Here is a 16,301-nt window from a genome sequence, read left to right as displayed (position 1 = left end):
GTGACACCTGCGTGGCAGGGGGTCGGGGAATGTGGCGTTGTTTCATTATGTAACTTGGCTGCAATCATGACCATTCCCGGACCATGACCTGCATCAAGCTATTGCACATATACGGGCTAAAAAGTGGCCTGGATTCAAAGCGGCGAAGAAAACGCACCGATTTGAGGCATTTCGTGTCCGAAACCCGCAACCCAAACAATTTGTAACCTGCAAGTATCGCCGGCTTGAATTACCACTGCACAAAACTAGGGTTTACCCTTTACCCCGTCAGCCGGAATGCACCGCGAAGGTGCGGACCAGACACCCGCCCGGGGGGTCTCTGCCCCATGTCAAAGCACATGCTTCACAGGGGATCCACGGCGCCGTGCTCCCTGAGCCAGATCTCGGTGGCCGCCTTGATCCGAGGCCAGCACCCGCAGGCCAGCGCCACGCGGGCACGCGTGGCTGTGAACTGATGGAGACAGGGTGGCCCGGAGGGTCACCCTGCCAAGGGCGCAATCTGCCATGCGGCGCCGCACGGGCGCGGCCCTCGCGCTGAACGCGCGGAACATATGAGCCGGGGGGCCCGTGGGCCAGCCCCGGGTCAGAAGGCGTTCATCTGACCTTCAAAAACTTTCCCAGTCGTCCTTGTTATCGCTGGTGGGTGCGCTGGCAGGTGCCGGGCGGCTTGCGCCCGGTGCTGGCGGTTGCGCCGGTGCGGCCTTGGGGGCCGACAGCCCTGGCCGTGCGGCGGCGGAAGGCTTGCGCAGTGCGCTGGTGGCGCCGCCAGTGCGCGCAGCTGCTGGCCTGGGCGCGTACGCAGGCGCGCGGGGGGCAGGCGCCGGAGCAACCCGGCTTGGACTCCCCTCCCCCAGCCTGAACACCGCCACCGCGTTCACCAGCTCGCCTGCCTGTGCGTTCAGGGCGCTGGCTGCTGCGGCCATTTCTTCCACCAGCGCCGCGTTTTGCTGTGTGGCCTGGTCCATCTGCGTGACGGCTTCGCCGACCTGCCCCACACCCGCGCTTTGCTCGCTGCTGGCGGCGCTGATCTCGCCCATGATGTCGGTCACCCGCCGGATGGCGCTGACCACTTCGGTCATGGTGGCCCCGGCCTTGTCCACCAGCTGGCTGCCTTGCTCCACGCGTTCCACGCTGGCAACGATCAGGCTCTTGATTTCCTTGGCCGCTTCGGCGCTGCGCCCGGCCAGGCTGCGTACTTCTCCGGCCACCACTGCAAAGCCCCTGCCCTGTTCGCCCGCACGGGCGGCTTCCACGGCGGCGTTGAGCGCCAGGATGTTGGTCTGGAACGCAATGCCGTCAATGACGCTGATGATGTCGGCGATCTTGTTGCTGCTGGCGTTGATGCCTTTCATGGTCTCGACCACCTCGGCCACCACCTGGCCGCCCTGGGTGGCTACGGTGGATGCGGTCATGGCCAGCTGGTTGGCGGTGCGGGCGTTGTCGGCGTTTTGCCGTACGGTGGAGCCCAGCTCTTCCATGGAGGCTGCCGTTTCTTCCAGGGCGCTGGCTTGCTGCTCGGTGCGGGCCGACAGGTCGTTGTTGCCCGAGGCGATTTGCGCGCTGGCCGAGGCCACGCCTTCGGCGTTCTGGCGGACGGTGCTGACGGTGTTGGCCAGGCTTTGCTGCATGCGCTGCAGGGCGCCCAGCAGCTGGCCTGTCTCGTCCCGCGAATGCACCGCGATCTGCGTGCCCAGGTCTCCTGCAGCAATGCTGTCGGCCACCTTCACGGCGGATTCCAGCGGGCGGGTGATGGACCGGATGATGCTCACCGCCAGAACGATGGCGAGGGCAATGGCGACCACACCTGCAATCAGCACATCACGCTGCAGCGCACTGGCGCTGGCATCGGCACGCTGCCCGGCCGCAGCGGTGACGGTGCCTTGAAACTGAACCTGTTCTTCGATGGTTGCCTGGTAGGCCAGTTGCGTTGGCCGCAGTTTTTCTTCCAGCAGCTGTACGGCAGCCTCCTTGTTGCCCTGGCGGATGAGTGCCATGTACTCGTCGCCCAGCTTCACGAACTCTGCGCGTTGCTGGTTCATGCGCTTCAAGATCTCTTCACCCTTGGGGCTTTCAATCAGCGCATCGAGCTCTTTGTACGTTTCGGTGATCAGGGCACGGTTTGCGGCCACCTGGTCGAACGCACTCTTCACCACCGTCTCGCTGCTGAAGATCGCGAGGTTGCGAAACTGGATGGCCTGCACGTTGACCCCGTTGGCCAACACGCCGAGGGCCTTGGTGATGGGGATGCGCACCTCCACCACGTCGCGCAATTCCGTGCGCTGGCTGGCCGACCTGATCAGCCCCACACTGCCCAGCACGACAAGAAGGAGGACCAGAATGGTGAATGCCAGGGTCAGACGCGTCGAGATTTTCAACTGGTTCATAGGGGGCTTTCCTGGTTGTGGTAGCCAACGGCTAACCACAGCATGCTCCAAACCGAAGCAGCGCGTGGCACTGTTTTCCCCCCTTGCGCAACGCTGCAACTTGCGCGCAGAAAAAAAGCGACCCTGCTGGCTAGAAACCCACAGCCTCAAACGCCGGGTACAGCGTGTCGATCCAGTGGTCCAGCTCATCCTGCGTGACGTGCAGGTGGTCCATGCAGGCCTGGCCGTGCAGTTGCCATTCGCGCGTGGCGGGCAGGTTTTCGTGGTGCGTGACCAGGTAGTCGGCCAGCGCACCCATGGCCACCAGGTGGCGCACCGTGGGGTCAAAGCGCTCGGCAGACAGGCAGCCAAAGTCGTGGTGCAGCCACACGGCCTGCGCCACGGCGGCCGGCAAGTGCCAGGTGCGCGCCACGATGGCGCCGACCACGGCGTGGTCGGTCTTGTGGTTGGCGTTTTCGGTCTGGGTGAAGGTGCGGTCCTTGCGGGCCAGCGCTTCGGTCACGGTAGACGCATACCCGCGCACGGCCTTGACCAGCACCGGAATGCCCACATGGCAAAACAGCCCGAAGCTGTAGCCCAGCCCCGGGTCCAGGCTGTAGAGCTGCCGGCCAATGTGCTCGCACGCGATGGCGCGGCGTTGGGAGCTTTCCCAGAAATGTTCCAGCAGCGGCGAGCGCACGTTGAGCGCATGGCGCGTGATGAACGCCGACAGCAGTTCCACCGACGGTCGCAGCCCGAGCACCGTCAGGGCCATGCCCACCGTCTGCACCGGCTGGGCCAGGCCGTGCAGGGGGCTGTTGGCCGCCCGCATCAGCGCCGCAGCCATGGCCACGTCAGAAGCCGCCAGCAGGCCCAGGGCCTGCTGGTCCACCTCGGGCCCGGCCATGATCTGCTGCAGGCGCACCAGCGATTCGGGGCACGGCGGGATGACGATGGCGCGCACGGCGGGGTGCGCGCGCGCCTGTTTCAGGTCCAGATCGACAGGGTGTGGAGTGCTCACGGCAGTGAATTCATGCGTGCGATGCAGATCAATGGATGGGCCTGCAACGGGCACGGCCCCCTGTGCAAGGGCCCGGCGGCGAAGTTGCAATTGGTTGCATTGTCACCCCAAAAAGAGCGTGCGACGGGGTATTCGGCGGAGGTGCTACGGTCTTTGATCCAGCGGGCGGCAGGTGGGCGGCCCTTGGGACTGCAAGCGGTGATCCGTGCGAACCCGGGCTCCGGGCTGGCACGGGCCGGGCCGCCGCCAGAAGCGGGCCCGGGATGGCTCAGATGCCTGCCCCGTCCATCTGCAGCGCCTGCCGCGTAGCCTGGCTGCTGCGGCCTGGCATGGCCTCGCCCAGGTAGTCCAGAAACCGCCGTACTGCGGGCGACAAGCCGCGGCGTGACGGGAACACGGCATGCACGATGGCGGGCGCCGGCGCCCACGCGGGCAGCACGCGCACCAGCCGACCCTCGCGGATCTCGTCCTGGCACATGTAGTCGGGCATCCAGCAGATGCCGGTGCCCGCTACAGCGGCGATCTTGAGGGTGAGCAGGTCATCGGCCACGTAGCGTGGCGTGTGCTGCACCACCTGGTGCACCCCGCCGGGGCCGATCAGGTTCCAGGTCGAGCGCCCGTCCGGCGCCGACATGGCGATGCTGTCGAGCCGCGCCAGGTCTTCCAGCGTCTCGGGGGTGCCCTGGCGGATCAGCTGCTCGGGGCTGGCCACCAGGATCTGGGTGGCATGGTCCAGCCGCTTGACCACCATGCTGCCGCTGTCGTCCACCGAGGGGCGCACCCGCAGGGCCACGTCGATGCCCTCTTCCACCAGATTGACGGCGCGGTTGCTCACCAGCATCTCCACGCGCACCTCGGGGAAGGTCGCCAGAAACTGCGGCATCAGCTCGGCCAGCACCGTCTGGGCCAGCGTGACCGGGCAGCTCACGCGGATGGTGCCGCGTGGCGACGTCTGCACCTGGGCCGCCACATCGGCGGCGGCCTGCGCCGATTCGCGCATGGCCTGGCAGTGCCGCAGATACGCCTCGCCCACTTCGGTAAGGGACAGCCGGCGCGTGGTGCGCTGCAGCAGCCGCACGCCCAGCTGGGCCTCCAGCTCGGACACCCGCCGCGACAGCCGCGACTTGGGAATGCCCAGGGCGCGCCCGGCAGCGGCAAAGCCACCGCGCTCGACCACCTCGGCAAAGTAAAGCATGTCGTTCAGGTCTTGCATGGCCGTCATCGTTCTACAGATAGAACAATCTATCGCAAGTTCCCCAGCTTATCAACGCCAGCCTGACTGTTCAGAATCCCACCCATGGTCGCAATCCCCTGCGGCTTCACACAAATCCAGGAGGTTTTCATGCAACTGCTTCACGTCGACTCGGCCATCACCGGCACGCAATCCGTATCCCGCCAGCTCACCGCCAACACCGTGGCGGCCTGGGTGGCAGCCCACCCCGGCACGGCAGTGCAGTACCTGGACCTGGCCGAAAAGGCTCCGTCGCACCTGTCAGCCCAGTCGATGGGTTTTCGCACCGGCCAGGCCGCAGCGACCGAAGCCGAGCGCGCCGAAAACGCACTGTCTGAAGCACTGGTGAGCCAGTTTCTGGCGGCCGATGTGATCGTGATTGGCGCGCCGCTGTACAACTTCTCGGTGCCCAGCCAGCTCAAGGCGTGGATCGACCGCCTGGCCCAGGCTGGCCGCACCTTCCAGTACACCGACAAGGGCCCGGTGGGCCTGGCGGGTGGCAAGACGGTGATCGTGGCGTCGACCCGCGGCGGCGTGTATTCGACCAGCGGAGGCGGCCAGGCCATGGAGCACCAGGAGAGCTACCTGAAAGTGGTGTTCGGCTTCTTCGGCATCACCGACGTGCGCTTTGTGCGCGCCGAAGGCGTGGCCATGGGCCCCGATGCGAAGGCGACTGCGCTGGCGGCAGCAGCCAACGACATCAGCGCGCATACCGCTGTGCAGGCGGCCTGACGCACGCACCGCTCCGTTGCCCGCCCGCGCGGGCGAGCAACTGCGCAGAAACCCGGCTCATGCCGGGTTTTTGGTTTTTTGAAGCCAAAACAGCTTCTAGCCCAATCATTAACTGCCCTGATTGCTATTTATTTTATAGCAAACACCGCTCGCACTGCCTCGCAGCCACGCCTGCGCCAAGCTCTGCCTGCGCTGCTGCTGGCGCCCGCCCGAACTCAGCCGCGCAGGGCCACGTTGTTGAGCTTGTCCAGCCGCTCGGGCCAGGTGCCCTCTACCGTGGCGCCCTGCAGCAGGATGCGCGTCCAGGCCACCCAGGCATCCCACTGCACGCGCTTGTCCCACGCGTTGCCCCAGGCGCAAAACAGGTGAAGCGCGCTTTCGGCAGCGGCTTTGGCGTCGTCCTTGCGCCCGGCAGACAGGTACAGCTGGGCCAGCACCATCTGCGGCTCGCCCACCCAGGGGTTGTGGCGCACGGCGGACTCCAGCACGCCCGTGGCCACGTCCAGGTCCACCAGCGGCTGGTCTTGCTGGATGACCGACCAGTACAGCGATGCCGCCGCCGCCTCGTTGGCGGCCGACAGGGGCTGCGAGCAGTGCGCAAACACGGGCGGCATGGGCAGCACGCCCTTCAGCCCCGGGTGCTGCAGCGCCTTGGCCAGGCCATTGATCTGGTGCACCATGCGCCCCGACGGCCGCATGGGCCCGGGCCACAGGGATGCGGCCCAGTGCGCCTTCTGGCTGCGGTGCTGCACCTCCGGAAAGCGCGAAAAAATGTCGTCCTGCCAGCTGAACCACTGCTCGATGGTGTCGGCCATGCTCACGATGATGAAGGCCGCCACCTCGTACGGCGTGAGCACGTGGTCCTGCCCGTCTTTTTGCAGCACCAGGCTGCCGTCGGCCTCCAGCGCGTGGGCCAGCACTTTCTGCACGAACTGCGTGCGAGACTGGGTGCAGAACACGTACAACAGATGCTCGGCCGACTCGCCCGCCATCTCGCGCACCCGGGCGCGCTCCTTGGCGGGGTCGAACTTCACCAGGTCCACAAACGCGTTGCCGTACACGCTGTGCAGCAGCCCCAGCAGGCGCACGTCGCGCGGCTGCTGCCATACGGTCAGGGTGCGCGTTACGCCCACCAGGTGGTGGCGAAAGGTGCCGGCCTTGTGCCAGTCCTGCCCCACGTTGCGCGCCAGCACGGTGGGCAGCACCGGGGCCAGCTCCGGGTCGCGGGCGAGCCACTCGTCATCGAGCAGCGGCTGGGCGCGGGCAAACAGGTCGGCATCCAGGGGGTGAAACGGCAGTGTCATGGCGGCTTGTCTCCGGCGGGGTGGAAGCAGGGAATGCAATGTACACACAGTATCGGCGCAGCCTGGGCAGGCGCCCAGAGGGCATCTACGGGCCTGTTTTGAGCAAAATCGCCTTGTAGCGCTTGTATTGATTGCCCTGATAGCTATCAAATCGATAGTACGAGCTCCGTCACCCGGGCGACGACAGCCGCAGGTTTGCACGGGCGCCCCCTGATGCGGGCGCCCTCGACAGCCGGTTACAGCGACGGGTCGATCAGCACCTTCGCCCCGGTATTGCGGGGGCCATAGAACGCAATCGCTTCTGCACTCAGCGCCCCCGCCAGCGACACCGTGCGGGCATAGCGGCTGGCAAACGTGGTCTTGAGCTCGGCTGCCACGCGCTCGCGCAGCTCCTGCGTAGCCGCAGGGCCGATCTTGTTCAGGAACGGGAACAGCAGCCAGCCGCCCACACCCCACGCCATGCCAAAGGTGCGCTGGATTTCGGTGGGGCGCGTGTCCAGGTGGCCGTACAGATAGACCTGCTTGTGCACGGCCGAACCGTAGCGGCTGTATTCCTTGGCCGTGCGGTTGATGGCGGCCTCCATGCACTGCAGGATCTGCCCGGCCAGCGTGCCGCCGCCCGTGGCGTCAAACGCAATGGTGGCGCCAGTGGCGGCCAGGGCGTCGGTCAGCTCGGCCATGAAAGTGGGCGAGCTGCTGTCGCACACGTATTGCGCGCCGATGCTGCGCAGCAGCGCGGCCTGCTCGGGCTTACGCACGATGTTGACCAGCGCGATGCCGTCCTTGCGACACAGCTTGTTGAGCATCTGGCCCAGGTTGCTGGCGGCAGCGGTGTGCACCAGGGCGGTATGGCCTTCACGCTTCATGGTTTCGACCATGCCCAGCGCGGTCAGCGGGTTGACGAAGCACGACGCGCCCTCGGCCGCGGTGGTGCCGGGTGGCAGCACCAGGCACTGCGCAGCGGGCATGGCGCGGTACTGCGCATACATGGCGCCGCCGATCACGGCCACCGTGCGGCCCAGCAGGGCCTGCGCGGCGGGCGAAGCGCCTGCGGCCACCACCAGCCCCGAACCCTCGTTGCCCACGGCCATGCTCTGGCCCACGCGCGCGGCCATGCCGGGCATGGCGCGCTCGGGAATGCGCGCTGTGGCCACCGGCCGCCCTGCACTGCCCGCCACCTGCACGGTCGACAGATCGGCCGGGCCCAGCAGCAGGCCGATGTCTGACGGGTTGATGGGCGCGGCCTGCATCTGGATCAGCACGTCATCAGGGCCCGGCGTGGGCACGGGCACAGATTCGAGGCTGATCTGCAGGGTGCCGTCGGCCTGTACCAGGGAACGGAGTTCCAGCGCGGTGGTGGGAAGGGTTGGGTTCATGGGGACTCGCGGTGAAAAAATTGGCCGGCCGGGCGGCCTGCCATGGGCGGCCCGGTGCGTAAGGGGTGGGCGCCGCGGCCAACGCTGCGCCCACCCCGGTTTCGGCATTTTTGACGAGGCTGGGCACGAGCGCTGTCCCGCAGGTTATCGGTCAGGCGGTTGGCGGTTGCCGATCCCCGCTGTCGGTTGCCGGATGACAGCGTGGGCAGCGACGCAACCGGGTCGTGGCGTGGCGTGCTGGCGTGGTGACGGCGCTACTTCACCGACTGGGCCCGCACCAGCCGCACCGGCAGCTTGCTGGTGCGGGCGGCATCGCCCCTCGCCTCGCCGCTGGACAGATTCACCGCCCAGCCATTGAGCAACGCGGCCTGCTGCGCACCGTCGCCAGAGCGGCCCTGCACGATGTTGCCGTAGGTGTACTGGTTGATGCGTGGCCCGGTGGTATTGACGGTAGACGACCAGTGCCACTGCCCTAGTGCGCGCGGAAACAGGATGGGGTTGAGGCCCGGCGGCGACAGCGACTTGTCCACCAGCCGCTGCAGCTCGGCCGCGCGCGGCAGGCGCCAGTCCACGCCCTCGGCCTTCCAGCGCTCGCTGGCCAGTGCCGTGGCCTCGGCGCGGTCGAGCAGCCGGGGCTCGCCGGTGCAGGTCTTGCCGTTCCACTGCATGCCCTCCACACAGCGCGACCAGGCCAGGCCGGCACGCTGGTCAAGCACCAGGGCGCCATCGGCCGACACGGTCCAGTCGCCCGGGGCCTGCGAGTCAAGGGCGCGGGCGGGCGGGGTCAGCAGAACCAGCAGCGGGGCGAGGAGGAGCAACAGTTTTTTCATTGCGAGGCAGGGGCGATGGCGGATGTTGCAGTGGCGCGAGCCACGGCTCAAGGCAGTACCCTAACCCGGTCGCAGCCCGGGCGCCACCTACCGGGTCAACAAACCCGTACGGATCACACTCCGCACGACAGGCACCCCGACAGCTACGCCGGGCGCCCCCCCTGGGCGCGGCCTCCCCATCCCCATATCCGCTGCACGCATCGGCGGGACGCCAGCACCGTCGCGTGCCAGCACGGTAGCGACACCCTGAGCCGCTGCGCAAAGCTGGCGGGGGCAGCAGCGGTGTGCGGTGGATTGGTATAACCCGCCGATGCCCGACCGCACCCCATCCCCGGCCACCGCCACGCCCCTCGCCCTCGTCAGCGCGCTGGAAGAACGCGCCTTCAACGCCTGGCCCTCACACCAGACGGTGTTCCACCAGGGCTGGGTATTTCGCCTGACGGGCGGCTACACCAAGCGCGCGAATTCGGTGAATGCACTGGTGCCAAGCGCCCCGTTCGATGGCGTGCGCGAGGCAGCGGCAGCGCTGTATGCGCGGCATGGGTTGCCTGCGGTGTTCCGCATCTCGCCGCTGGCCCCGGCTGCTGCGGACCAGGCACTGGCCGACGCGGGCTACAAGCATTTCGACCCGTCGCTGGTCCTGCACCGGCCCCTCGCGTCGGGCCTTGCGGCAAAGATTGATGGCCACACCATCGTCAGCACCTCGCCCTCGCCGGCATGGCTGGACGGCTTTGCCGCGGCCAACGGCGTGGCCGCGCACCACCGCAACCTGCACCGCAGCATTCTTGACGCGATTGCCCACCCGGTGGGTTATGCGCTGCAGCGCGATGCGCAGGGCCATGCCGTGGGCTTTGGCCTGGCCGTGCTGGAGCGCGGTGCCGTGGGCCTCTACGACCTGGCCGTGGCCCCCGGGCACCGCGGCGCCGGGCGCGGCCGCGCGCTGGTGCAGGCCCTGCTGCACTGGGCGGCCGAGGGCGGCGCCACCAGCGCCTACCTGCAGGTGCGCGCGCAAAACGTGGCTGCGCTGCGGCTGTATGAATCCATGGGCTTCACCACGGCCTACGGCTACCACTACCGGGTGCCGGGCTGACCTGCGCACTGGCGCGGCCCAGGCGTTGCGGGCGGGCCCGGCCCCTGCAGCCTGTGCAGGCCCATCCAGGGAATAGACCCAGCCAAATTGGCCGCTGGCGCTTGTATTAATTGCCTCAATAGCTATTTATTTGATAGCAATTACTTTGATGGCTTCATAACGCAGGCGAGAAGGTTCCGCGGCCCATGGACTGCACCATGCGCCCGCAAAGGCCACGTATTCCCGGGTTCATACAATATTTCTACGTTTGTTGTATTATCGAACCATGCAAGAAAACGAAGTTGTCCGATCCCTCGCTGCCCTGGCCCAGGAAGTGCGCCTGCGCGTGTTCCGCGCCCTGGTGGTGGCAGGCCAGGCCGGGCTGACACCGGGGGCGCTGTGCGAGCAGCTGGGCATTGCGCCCAACACGTTGTCGTTTCACCTCAAGGAGCTGACGCACGCCGGGCTGGTCAGCCAGGAGCGCCAGGGCCGCAACCTGATCTACCGCGCATCGTTTACCGCCATGGCATCGCTCATGGCCTACCTGACCGAAAACTGCTGCCAGGGCGCGCCCTGTGCTACTGACGACGCAGCCCCGGCGTGCGAGTGCTGAGCCGCCTGTCCTCTTTCCTCCCGTTGCTGCATGACCTGCTGTTTTCCCGTCCGCCTGCCTGACCACTGAAAGGATCCCGCCATGAAACGATTCCACGTTCACCTGCATGTTGCCGACCTCGGCCAGAGCGTCGCTTTCTATTCGAAGCTGTTTGGCGCCCAGCCCGCGCGCGTGGAGGCCGACTACGCCAAGTGGATGCTCGATGACCCACGCGTGAACTTCGCCATCTCCACCCGCGGCAGCGCGCCAGGCGTGGACCACCTGGGCTTTCAGGTGGACGATGCCAGCGAGCTGGCCGACCTCAAGGCCCGTGCGCAGTCCGCCGACATGGCCCTGCTGGACGAAGGCGCCACCACCTGCTGCTATGCGCGCAGCGAAAAGCACTGGGTGACCGACCCGCAGGGCTTGGCGTGGGAGCACTTTCATACGCTGGGCAACATCCCCGTGTTCAACGAGGCGGCTGCACAGCCCCAGGCAACGGCTGTGAGCGCACCGAAGGCCGATACCGCCGCTGTGTGCTGCCCCACGGCTAAACCCGCTTCGCAGGCAGTGGCCCCCGCCAAGACCGGATGCTGCGGCCCCACCGCATCCACCGCAACCGCCAGCGCCAGCCGCTGCTGCTGAACCCGGAGCCAGACAAGTGACCGACACCCGCAAGCCACTGAACGTGCTGTTCCTGTGCACGCACAACTCGGCCCGCAGCATCCTGGCTGAAGCGCTTCTCAACGCCATGGGCCAGGGCCGCTTCAAAGCCTACTCGGCCGGCAGCAGCCCGCGTGACAACCAGCAGCCGCACCCGCTGGGCCTGCAGGCGCTGGCGCAGGCCGGCATCCCCACCGAGGGGCTGCGCAGCAAAAGCTGGGACGAATTTGCCGCCCCCGGCGCGCCGCACATGGACCTGATCATCACCGTGTGCGACAACGCCGCGGGCGAGGTCTGCCCCTTCTGGCCCGGCCACCCGGCCACGGCGCACTGGGGCTATGCCGACCCGTCGGGGGGCGACGGATCGGAGGCCGACAAGGCCGAAGCCTTCCGCAACACCCTGCACGCCATCAAGCAACGGCTGGAACTGCTGGTGAACCTGCCTGCCGACAAGCTGGCCGCCACCGTACTGCAAGCCACCGCCCGCAACCTGCCTGCGCAATGATGAAACACCCCCTGAGTCGCTGCGCGCCTTCACCCCTCTCTCGCTGCGCGGGAGGGGGACGCACCGGGTGGCCTGGCAAAGCCAGTTCCACGGGTGTACGGGCTTGGGCCGCGCCAGTTTCATGCATCGCGGGTGACGCGCAGCACAATGGATCACTGAAGGGATCACTGAAATGACCCTGCCACCAAGCCCTTTGCAACGCGCTGCTGCCAGCGCGTTGCCCTCCTCCCCCGCCGCCGGCATGGCGGTCTTCGAGCGCTATCTCACCGTGTGGGTGCTGCTGTGCATCGTGGCCGGCATTGCGCTGGGCCAGTGGCTGCCTGGCGTGGCCCGCACGGTGGGCGCGCTGGAAGTGGCGCGTGTCAACCTGCCCGTGGGCCTGCTCATCTGGGTGATGATCATCCCGATGCTGCTCAAGGTGGACTTCGGCGCGCTGGCCGAGGTGCGCCAGCATGTGCGCGGTATTGGCGTGACGCTGTTCGTCAACTGGCTGGTCAAGCCGTTTTCGATGGCGCTGCTGGGCTGGCTTTTCATCCGCCACTGGTTTGCCCCGTACCTGCCTGCCGACCAGATCGACAGCTACATCGCCGGGCTCATCTTGCTGGCCGCGGCGCCCTGTACGGCCATGGTGTTTGTGTGGAGCCGCCTCACCGGGGGCGACCCGCTGTTCACGCTGTCGCAGGTGGCCCTGAACGACAGCATCATGATCGTGGCGTTTGCGCCACTGGTGGCCTTTTTGCTGGGCCTGTCGGCCATCACCGTGCCGTGGGACACGCTGCTCACCTCCGTGGTGCTGTACATCCTGGTGCCTGTGGTCATCGCTCAGTGGCTGCGCAAGCGGCTGCTGCGCCGGGGGCAGGCCGCCTTTGACGCCACCGTGGCGCGCACCGGCCCGTGGTCCATTGCCGCGCTGCTGGCCACGCTGGTGCTGCTGTTCGCCTTCCAGGGCGAGGCCATCCTGCAGCAGCCGCTGGTGATTGCCCTGCTGGCCGTGCCCATCCTCATCCAGGTGCTGTTCAACTCGGCCCTGGCCTACGGCCTGAACCGCGCCGTGGGCGAAAAGCACAGCATTGCCTGCCCATCGGCACTGATCGGCGCGTCCAACTTCTTCGAGCTGGCCGTGGCCACGGCCATCAGCCTGTTTGGCTTTCACTCCGGCGCGGCGCTGGCCACGGTGGTGGGCGTGCTGATCGAGGTGCCGGTGATGCTGGCGGTGGTGGCCGTGGTCAACCGTAGCAAGGGCTGGTACGAGGCGCGCTGACCGGATGTTGGGCGAGCGCGCCAGCCTCAGCCCGCAGGCCCCTTGCCCTGCACCTTGCGCGATACGGCGGCGCCGAGCACCAGCACACCCACTGCCGCTGCCGTGAACACCGGCGGCAACCAGCCCCGGTCCACACTGAAAGCCACGATCAGCACGCCGGTGGACTGCCCCAGGAACAGCAGGCACGCAAACAGCGTGACCGCCGTGCCACGCGCCTCGGGCGCCATCTGCGTAGCCTGCACCTGCAGCGTGTTGTGCAGCATGTAAAAGCCCAGCCCCGACAGAAAGCAGCCCACCACCGCCCAAGCCACCACGGGCGCCCACGCCAGCAGCAACAGGCCCGCGGCGATCATCGTGCCGCCCGCCAGCGCCAGCCCGCGCTCGCCCAGCCAGGCCAGCCAGCGGCGGGCAAACACGCTGTACAGCAAGCCGCCCACGCCGTACAGCACCATGGCACCGCCAGCGGCCGATGCCGACAGGCCAAACCCGTCGACCATGCGTGCGGGCACAAAGGCCAGCGTGCCGAACGCCAGGGCACCTTCAATGGCCACCACCGTCAGCACCCAGCGAACGCGTGGCACCCGCAAAAGCGCCAAGGTACTTGCCACATAGCCGGCCAGCGAAAACGGAGCCCGGCCCGCAGCGCTCTCCAGCGCTGCCTGGGCGACGGCCTCGGGCGTGGCACTGGCAGCGCGCACATGGCGCCACAGCAGCACGGCGGCCACCGCAAACAGCACCGACAGCACCGCAAAGGCGGCGCGCCAGCCCAGCGTTTCGGTGGCAAATCCGCCAAACCACTGCCCGGCCATCATCCCGGTCACAGTGGCGCCCATCAGCCGTGCCAGCGTCTCCTGCCGCTGCGCATACGGCACCTGGTCGCCAATCCACGCCATTGACAGCGGAATGATGCCGGCCGCCGCAGCCCCCATGGCCGCACGCGCCACCACCAGCACCGTGAAGCCAGGGGCCATGGCTGTGACGGCGCTGAACACCGCGCACGCAGCCGTCGCACCAATGATGACCTGCAGCTTGCCCAGCCGGTCCCCCAGCGGCCCGTACACCAGTTGCAGCACGCCGTAGGCCACGGCAAACGCAGCCACCACGGCGGCGGCATCTCCGGTGGTGATGCGGAACTCCGCCGCCAGCGCCACCAGCATGGGGTCGCACACGCGCATCGAGGCCATGCTGGAAAAGGCAGCCAGGCTGATCAGCCGCAGCATGGTGGTGGTGGATTGCATGCGGCGATTGTGCTGGCGCACGGGCCGCAGCGTGCGACGCGCCCGCGACTGCCTTATCAGCCAGAAGCCAGCGGCTGCACCCGCCACTGCACACGCAGCGCGGCTTCTTCACCGTACGCCAGGCTGCGCAGCCCAGGCTGGCCGGGTTGGTGAAAGGCGTCAATGGGCTGCGTGATCGGCTCAAAGCAGAACGCGGGGCCCTGGGGCGGCCGGTAGACCAGGCAATAGTGCGCGGCCGCACCACCGTCGTGATCAAAGTCCGGCATGCGGGCCGTCAGTTGCAGTCCCATCTCGGGCCAGTCGATGCAGGCGTGCCCTGCCCAACCGGTATAGGCGTTGTCAATCAGGCTGCCGTGTGCGGAAATGCCCGCGTTCAGGTCCCAGCCTTCGGGGAAGGAGCGCGTCTGCACGGTCGGAATCGGGTCCGCGCCGCACAGCCAGACGGTGTCAACCGGCGCGGTGACGCGTGTGGCTGGCGTGCGGGGAAACCACGGGTGCAGCCCAAGGCCGTAGGGCATGGGTGACTCCCCCAAATGGCGTATTTGGACTTCCTGGTCAAGGCCACCGTCCACAAGGCGAAAGGTTTGCGTGCATTCGTAGTGGTAGGGGCTGCCGTTGAAGCAATGCGAGCGCAGGTACATCCGCACCGTGTCTTCGGCCGTCTGCTCCAGCGCCCAGGGCTGCAGCCAGCCGTCGCCGTGGATGGGGTATGGCTCGCCTGCGCGGTTGGGTGCCATGGCGTGGAACACGCCCTCGTGTTCAAAACCACCGCCGCTGATCCGGTTGGACCAGGGCACCATGGCGAACGAGGCCATGCGGTACAGGTCCAGGCTGTGCCCGTCCCACGGGCGCCACAGGTCAACGGGTTCCCCGCGCTGGCGCGGATGGTCGAATTGCCACGCAGCCACGCTGCCACCCAGCGACGGCACAAGGCCCAGGTGCTGCCCGCAGCGGTGCAGCCAAACGATCGGATGGTTCTCGGAGGTCATCAAAAGCCTTGTGGAATGAGCGCAAAAACAGGATGCTGCGGGCGCCGTCCGTTACCGCGGACGCGACAGGCAACTCCATGGAAACACCAGCAGACGCACCCTTGGCTGGCGGAAAGCGGTTCAGCCTGCGAACGGATGTGCAGGCAGCCCAGGGGCATCGGTCTGCACGCAGAACACTGCGCCTGCCATTGGCTCGACCGCCAGCTGAGCGGCGCTCAGGCCCACACGGGCCGAGCTGATGTACAGCGTGCGCAGGTCGGGCCCGCCAAACGCGCAATTGGTGACCTGCGACACGGGAAGCCGCACCCGCGCAAGCTCCACCGCGCTGTCTGCGTCGTGGCAGGTCACGCAGCCCCCGCCCCAGTGGGCGATCCATAGACGTCCTTGCGCATCGGTGGTCATGCCGTCCGGAAGCCCGTCAGCCGCATCAAATCGCTTCCAGAGCCGCTTGTCCGAAAGCGTGCCCGTGGCTGCATCAAACGCGTAGCGGTACACGCTTGCCTGCACCGTGTCGTTGAAGTACATCGCAGGCCCGCTTTCTGTGGCGGCCCATGTGGGGCCGTTGGTCACGACCACCCCGTCTTCGTGGCGGCTGCAACTGCCGTCCGCGTCCAGCCGGTACAGCGCGCCGGTGGGCGCCAGGCAGTAAAAGTCCATGGTTCCCGCCCAGAAGCGCCCCTGCGCATCGCACTTGCCGTCATTGAAGCGGTTGCCGGGCCGGTCAGGCTCGGGCCTTTGCAGATACCGGGGCGCGCTGCCGGTGGCCGGGTCGAACAGCGCAAAGCCTGTGCGCATGGCCACCACCAGACCACGTCCTTGGGCGCGCTCGGCAATGGCCGAGATTTCCTCTGCAAAAGTCCACTGCCGGCGGGTTCCCTGTGCAGGATCCCAACGGTGCAGGCTGCAGCCGAGGATGTCGACCCAGTACAGCACCTGTTCGCGCACCGACCACAGCAGCCCTTCCCCCAGCGCCGCCTGCACCGGCAGCACGCAGCGTGCGTCCCCCACGGCAGGGCCTGCGGCGCTGGCCGGCGGGTGAAGGGGTGCTTGCGCGCTTTGCGTCATGCCGGTCTCCGTTTTGTTGTTTTGGCACATGTCTTTGCCAGGCCTCTTGACGGGCGGCATCT

At 67.4% G+C, this 16,301-nt stretch carries 15 protein-coding genes; 6 read left to right on the top strand and 9 right to left on the bottom strand.

The window, feature by feature from the left end; translation table 11 throughout:
• Positions 1–605: 605 nt before the first annotated feature.
• The 3 genes from ACTPOI_RS12420 to ACTPOI_RS12410 form a co-directional block, all read right to left on the bottom strand.
• A complete protein-coding gene (locus ACTPOI_RS12420) occupies positions 606–2,384 on the bottom strand; it encodes a methyl-accepting chemotaxis protein (RefSeq protein WP_440109218.1) in 1,779 nt (592 codons plus the stop codon).
• Between the two features lie 130 nt (positions 2,385–2,514).
• On the bottom strand, positions 2,515–3,384 hold the full coding sequence (locus ACTPOI_RS12415; RefSeq protein ID WP_440109216.1) for an HDOD domain-containing protein: 870 nt from the start codon (positions 3,382–3,384) through the stop codon (positions 2,515–2,517).
• Positions 3,385–3,652: 268 nt separating this feature from the next.
• Complete coding sequence (locus ACTPOI_RS12410) at positions 3,653–4,597, bottom strand: LysR family transcriptional regulator (protein ID WP_440109481.1); 945 nt, start codon at positions 4,595–4,597, stop codon at positions 3,653–3,655.
• A gap of 129 nt (positions 4,598–4,726) precedes the next feature.
• Between ACTPOI_RS12410 and ACTPOI_RS12405 the strand changes: the two genes are divergently transcribed.
• Entirely contained in the window at positions 4,727–5,347 is a 621-nt protein-coding gene (locus ACTPOI_RS12405) for an FMN-dependent NADH-azoreductase (protein ID WP_440109214.1), read from the top strand.
• A gap of 215 nt (positions 5,348–5,562) precedes the next feature.
• Here ACTPOI_RS12405 and ACTPOI_RS12400 read toward each other — a convergent pair whose 3' ends face one another.
• The 3 genes from ACTPOI_RS12400 to ACTPOI_RS12390 all read right to left on the bottom strand — a co-directional run bounded on the left by ACTPOI_RS12400 (position 5,563) and on the right by ACTPOI_RS12390 (position 8,857).
• On the bottom strand, positions 5,563–6,651 hold the full coding sequence (locus tag ACTPOI_RS12400) for a DUF6817 domain-containing protein (protein ID WP_440109212.1): 1,089 nt from the start codon (positions 6,649–6,651) through the stop codon (positions 5,563–5,565).
• A gap of 236 nt (positions 6,652–6,887) precedes the next feature.
• The gene (locus tag ACTPOI_RS12395; RefSeq protein WP_440109210.1) at positions 6,888–8,027 is read right to left on the bottom strand and encodes a zinc-binding dehydrogenase; all 1,140 of its coding nucleotides are present in this window, start codon (positions 8,025–8,027) and stop codon (positions 6,888–6,890) included.
• Between the two features lie 254 nt (positions 8,028–8,281).
• Positions 8,282–8,857: a DUF1566 domain-containing protein gene (locus ACTPOI_RS12390; protein WP_440109208.1), complete on the bottom strand. Its 576-nt coding sequence runs from the start codon at positions 8,855–8,857 to the stop codon at positions 8,282–8,284.
• Between the two features lie 310 nt (positions 8,858–9,167).
• On the opposite strand from ACTPOI_RS12390, the gene ACTPOI_RS12385 reads away from it, so the two are divergent.
• The 5 genes from ACTPOI_RS12385 (at position 9,168) to arsB (ending at position 12,947) form a co-directional block, all read left to right on the top strand.
• Positions 9,168–9,947, top strand: coding sequence for a GNAT family N-acetyltransferase (locus ACTPOI_RS12385; protein ID WP_440109206.1), 780 nt, complete (start codon positions 9,168–9,170; stop codon positions 9,945–9,947).
• A gap of 265 nt (positions 9,948–10,212) precedes the next feature.
• The gene (locus ACTPOI_RS12380; RefSeq protein ID WP_440109204.1) at positions 10,213–10,539 is read left to right on the top strand and encodes an ArsR/SmtB family transcription factor; all 327 of its coding nucleotides are present in this window, start codon (positions 10,213–10,215) and stop codon (positions 10,537–10,539) included.
• 81 nt (positions 10,540–10,620) lie between these two features.
• Positions 10,621–11,163 carry an ArsI/CadI family heavy metal resistance metalloenzyme gene (locus ACTPOI_RS12375; protein ID WP_440109202.1) on the top strand — a complete coding sequence of 181 codons (543 nt, stop codon included), beginning with the start codon at positions 10,621–10,623 and terminating at the stop codon, positions 11,161–11,163.
• Positions 11,164–11,179: 16 nt separating this feature from the next.
• A complete protein-coding gene (locus ACTPOI_RS12370) occupies positions 11,180–11,686 on the top strand; it encodes an arsenate reductase ArsC (RefSeq protein ID WP_440109200.1) in 507 nt (168 codons plus the stop codon).
• A 241-nt stretch (positions 11,687–11,927) separates the two neighbouring features.
• Positions 11,928–12,947: an ACR3 family arsenite efflux transporter gene (arsB, locus tag ACTPOI_RS12365; RefSeq protein WP_440109479.1), complete on the top strand. Its 1,020-nt coding sequence runs from the start codon at positions 11,928–11,930 to the stop codon at positions 12,945–12,947.
• A 26-nt stretch (positions 12,948–12,973) separates the two neighbouring features.
• Here the strand turns inward: arsB and ACTPOI_RS12360 are convergent, their stop codons facing one another.
• The 3 genes from ACTPOI_RS12360 to ACTPOI_RS12350 form a co-directional block, all read right to left on the bottom strand.
• Positions 12,974–14,185, bottom strand: a complete 1,212-nt coding sequence (locus ACTPOI_RS12360) for an MFS transporter (protein WP_440109198.1) — start codon at positions 14,183–14,185, stop codon at positions 12,974–12,976.
• Positions 14,186–14,241: 56 nt separating this feature from the next.
• The gene (locus ACTPOI_RS12355) at positions 14,242–15,174 is read right to left on the bottom strand and encodes an aldose 1-epimerase (protein ID WP_440109196.1); all 933 of its coding nucleotides are present in this window, start codon (positions 15,172–15,174) and stop codon (positions 14,242–14,244) included.
• Positions 15,175–15,294: 120 nt separating this feature from the next.
• Positions 15,295–16,239 (bottom strand): SMP-30/gluconolactonase/LRE family protein, encoded by a 945-nt coding sequence (locus ACTPOI_RS12350; protein ID WP_440109194.1) that lies wholly within the window; start codon positions 16,237–16,239, stop codon positions 15,295–15,297.
• Between the last annotated feature and the right edge of the window lie 62 nt (positions 16,240–16,301).

It is taken from the genome of Acidovorax sp. BL-A-41-H1, assembly GCF_051942715.1.
The sequence above is the reverse complement of the archived record's forward strand: the minus strand, read 5'-3'. Positions and strand labels throughout refer to the sequence as shown.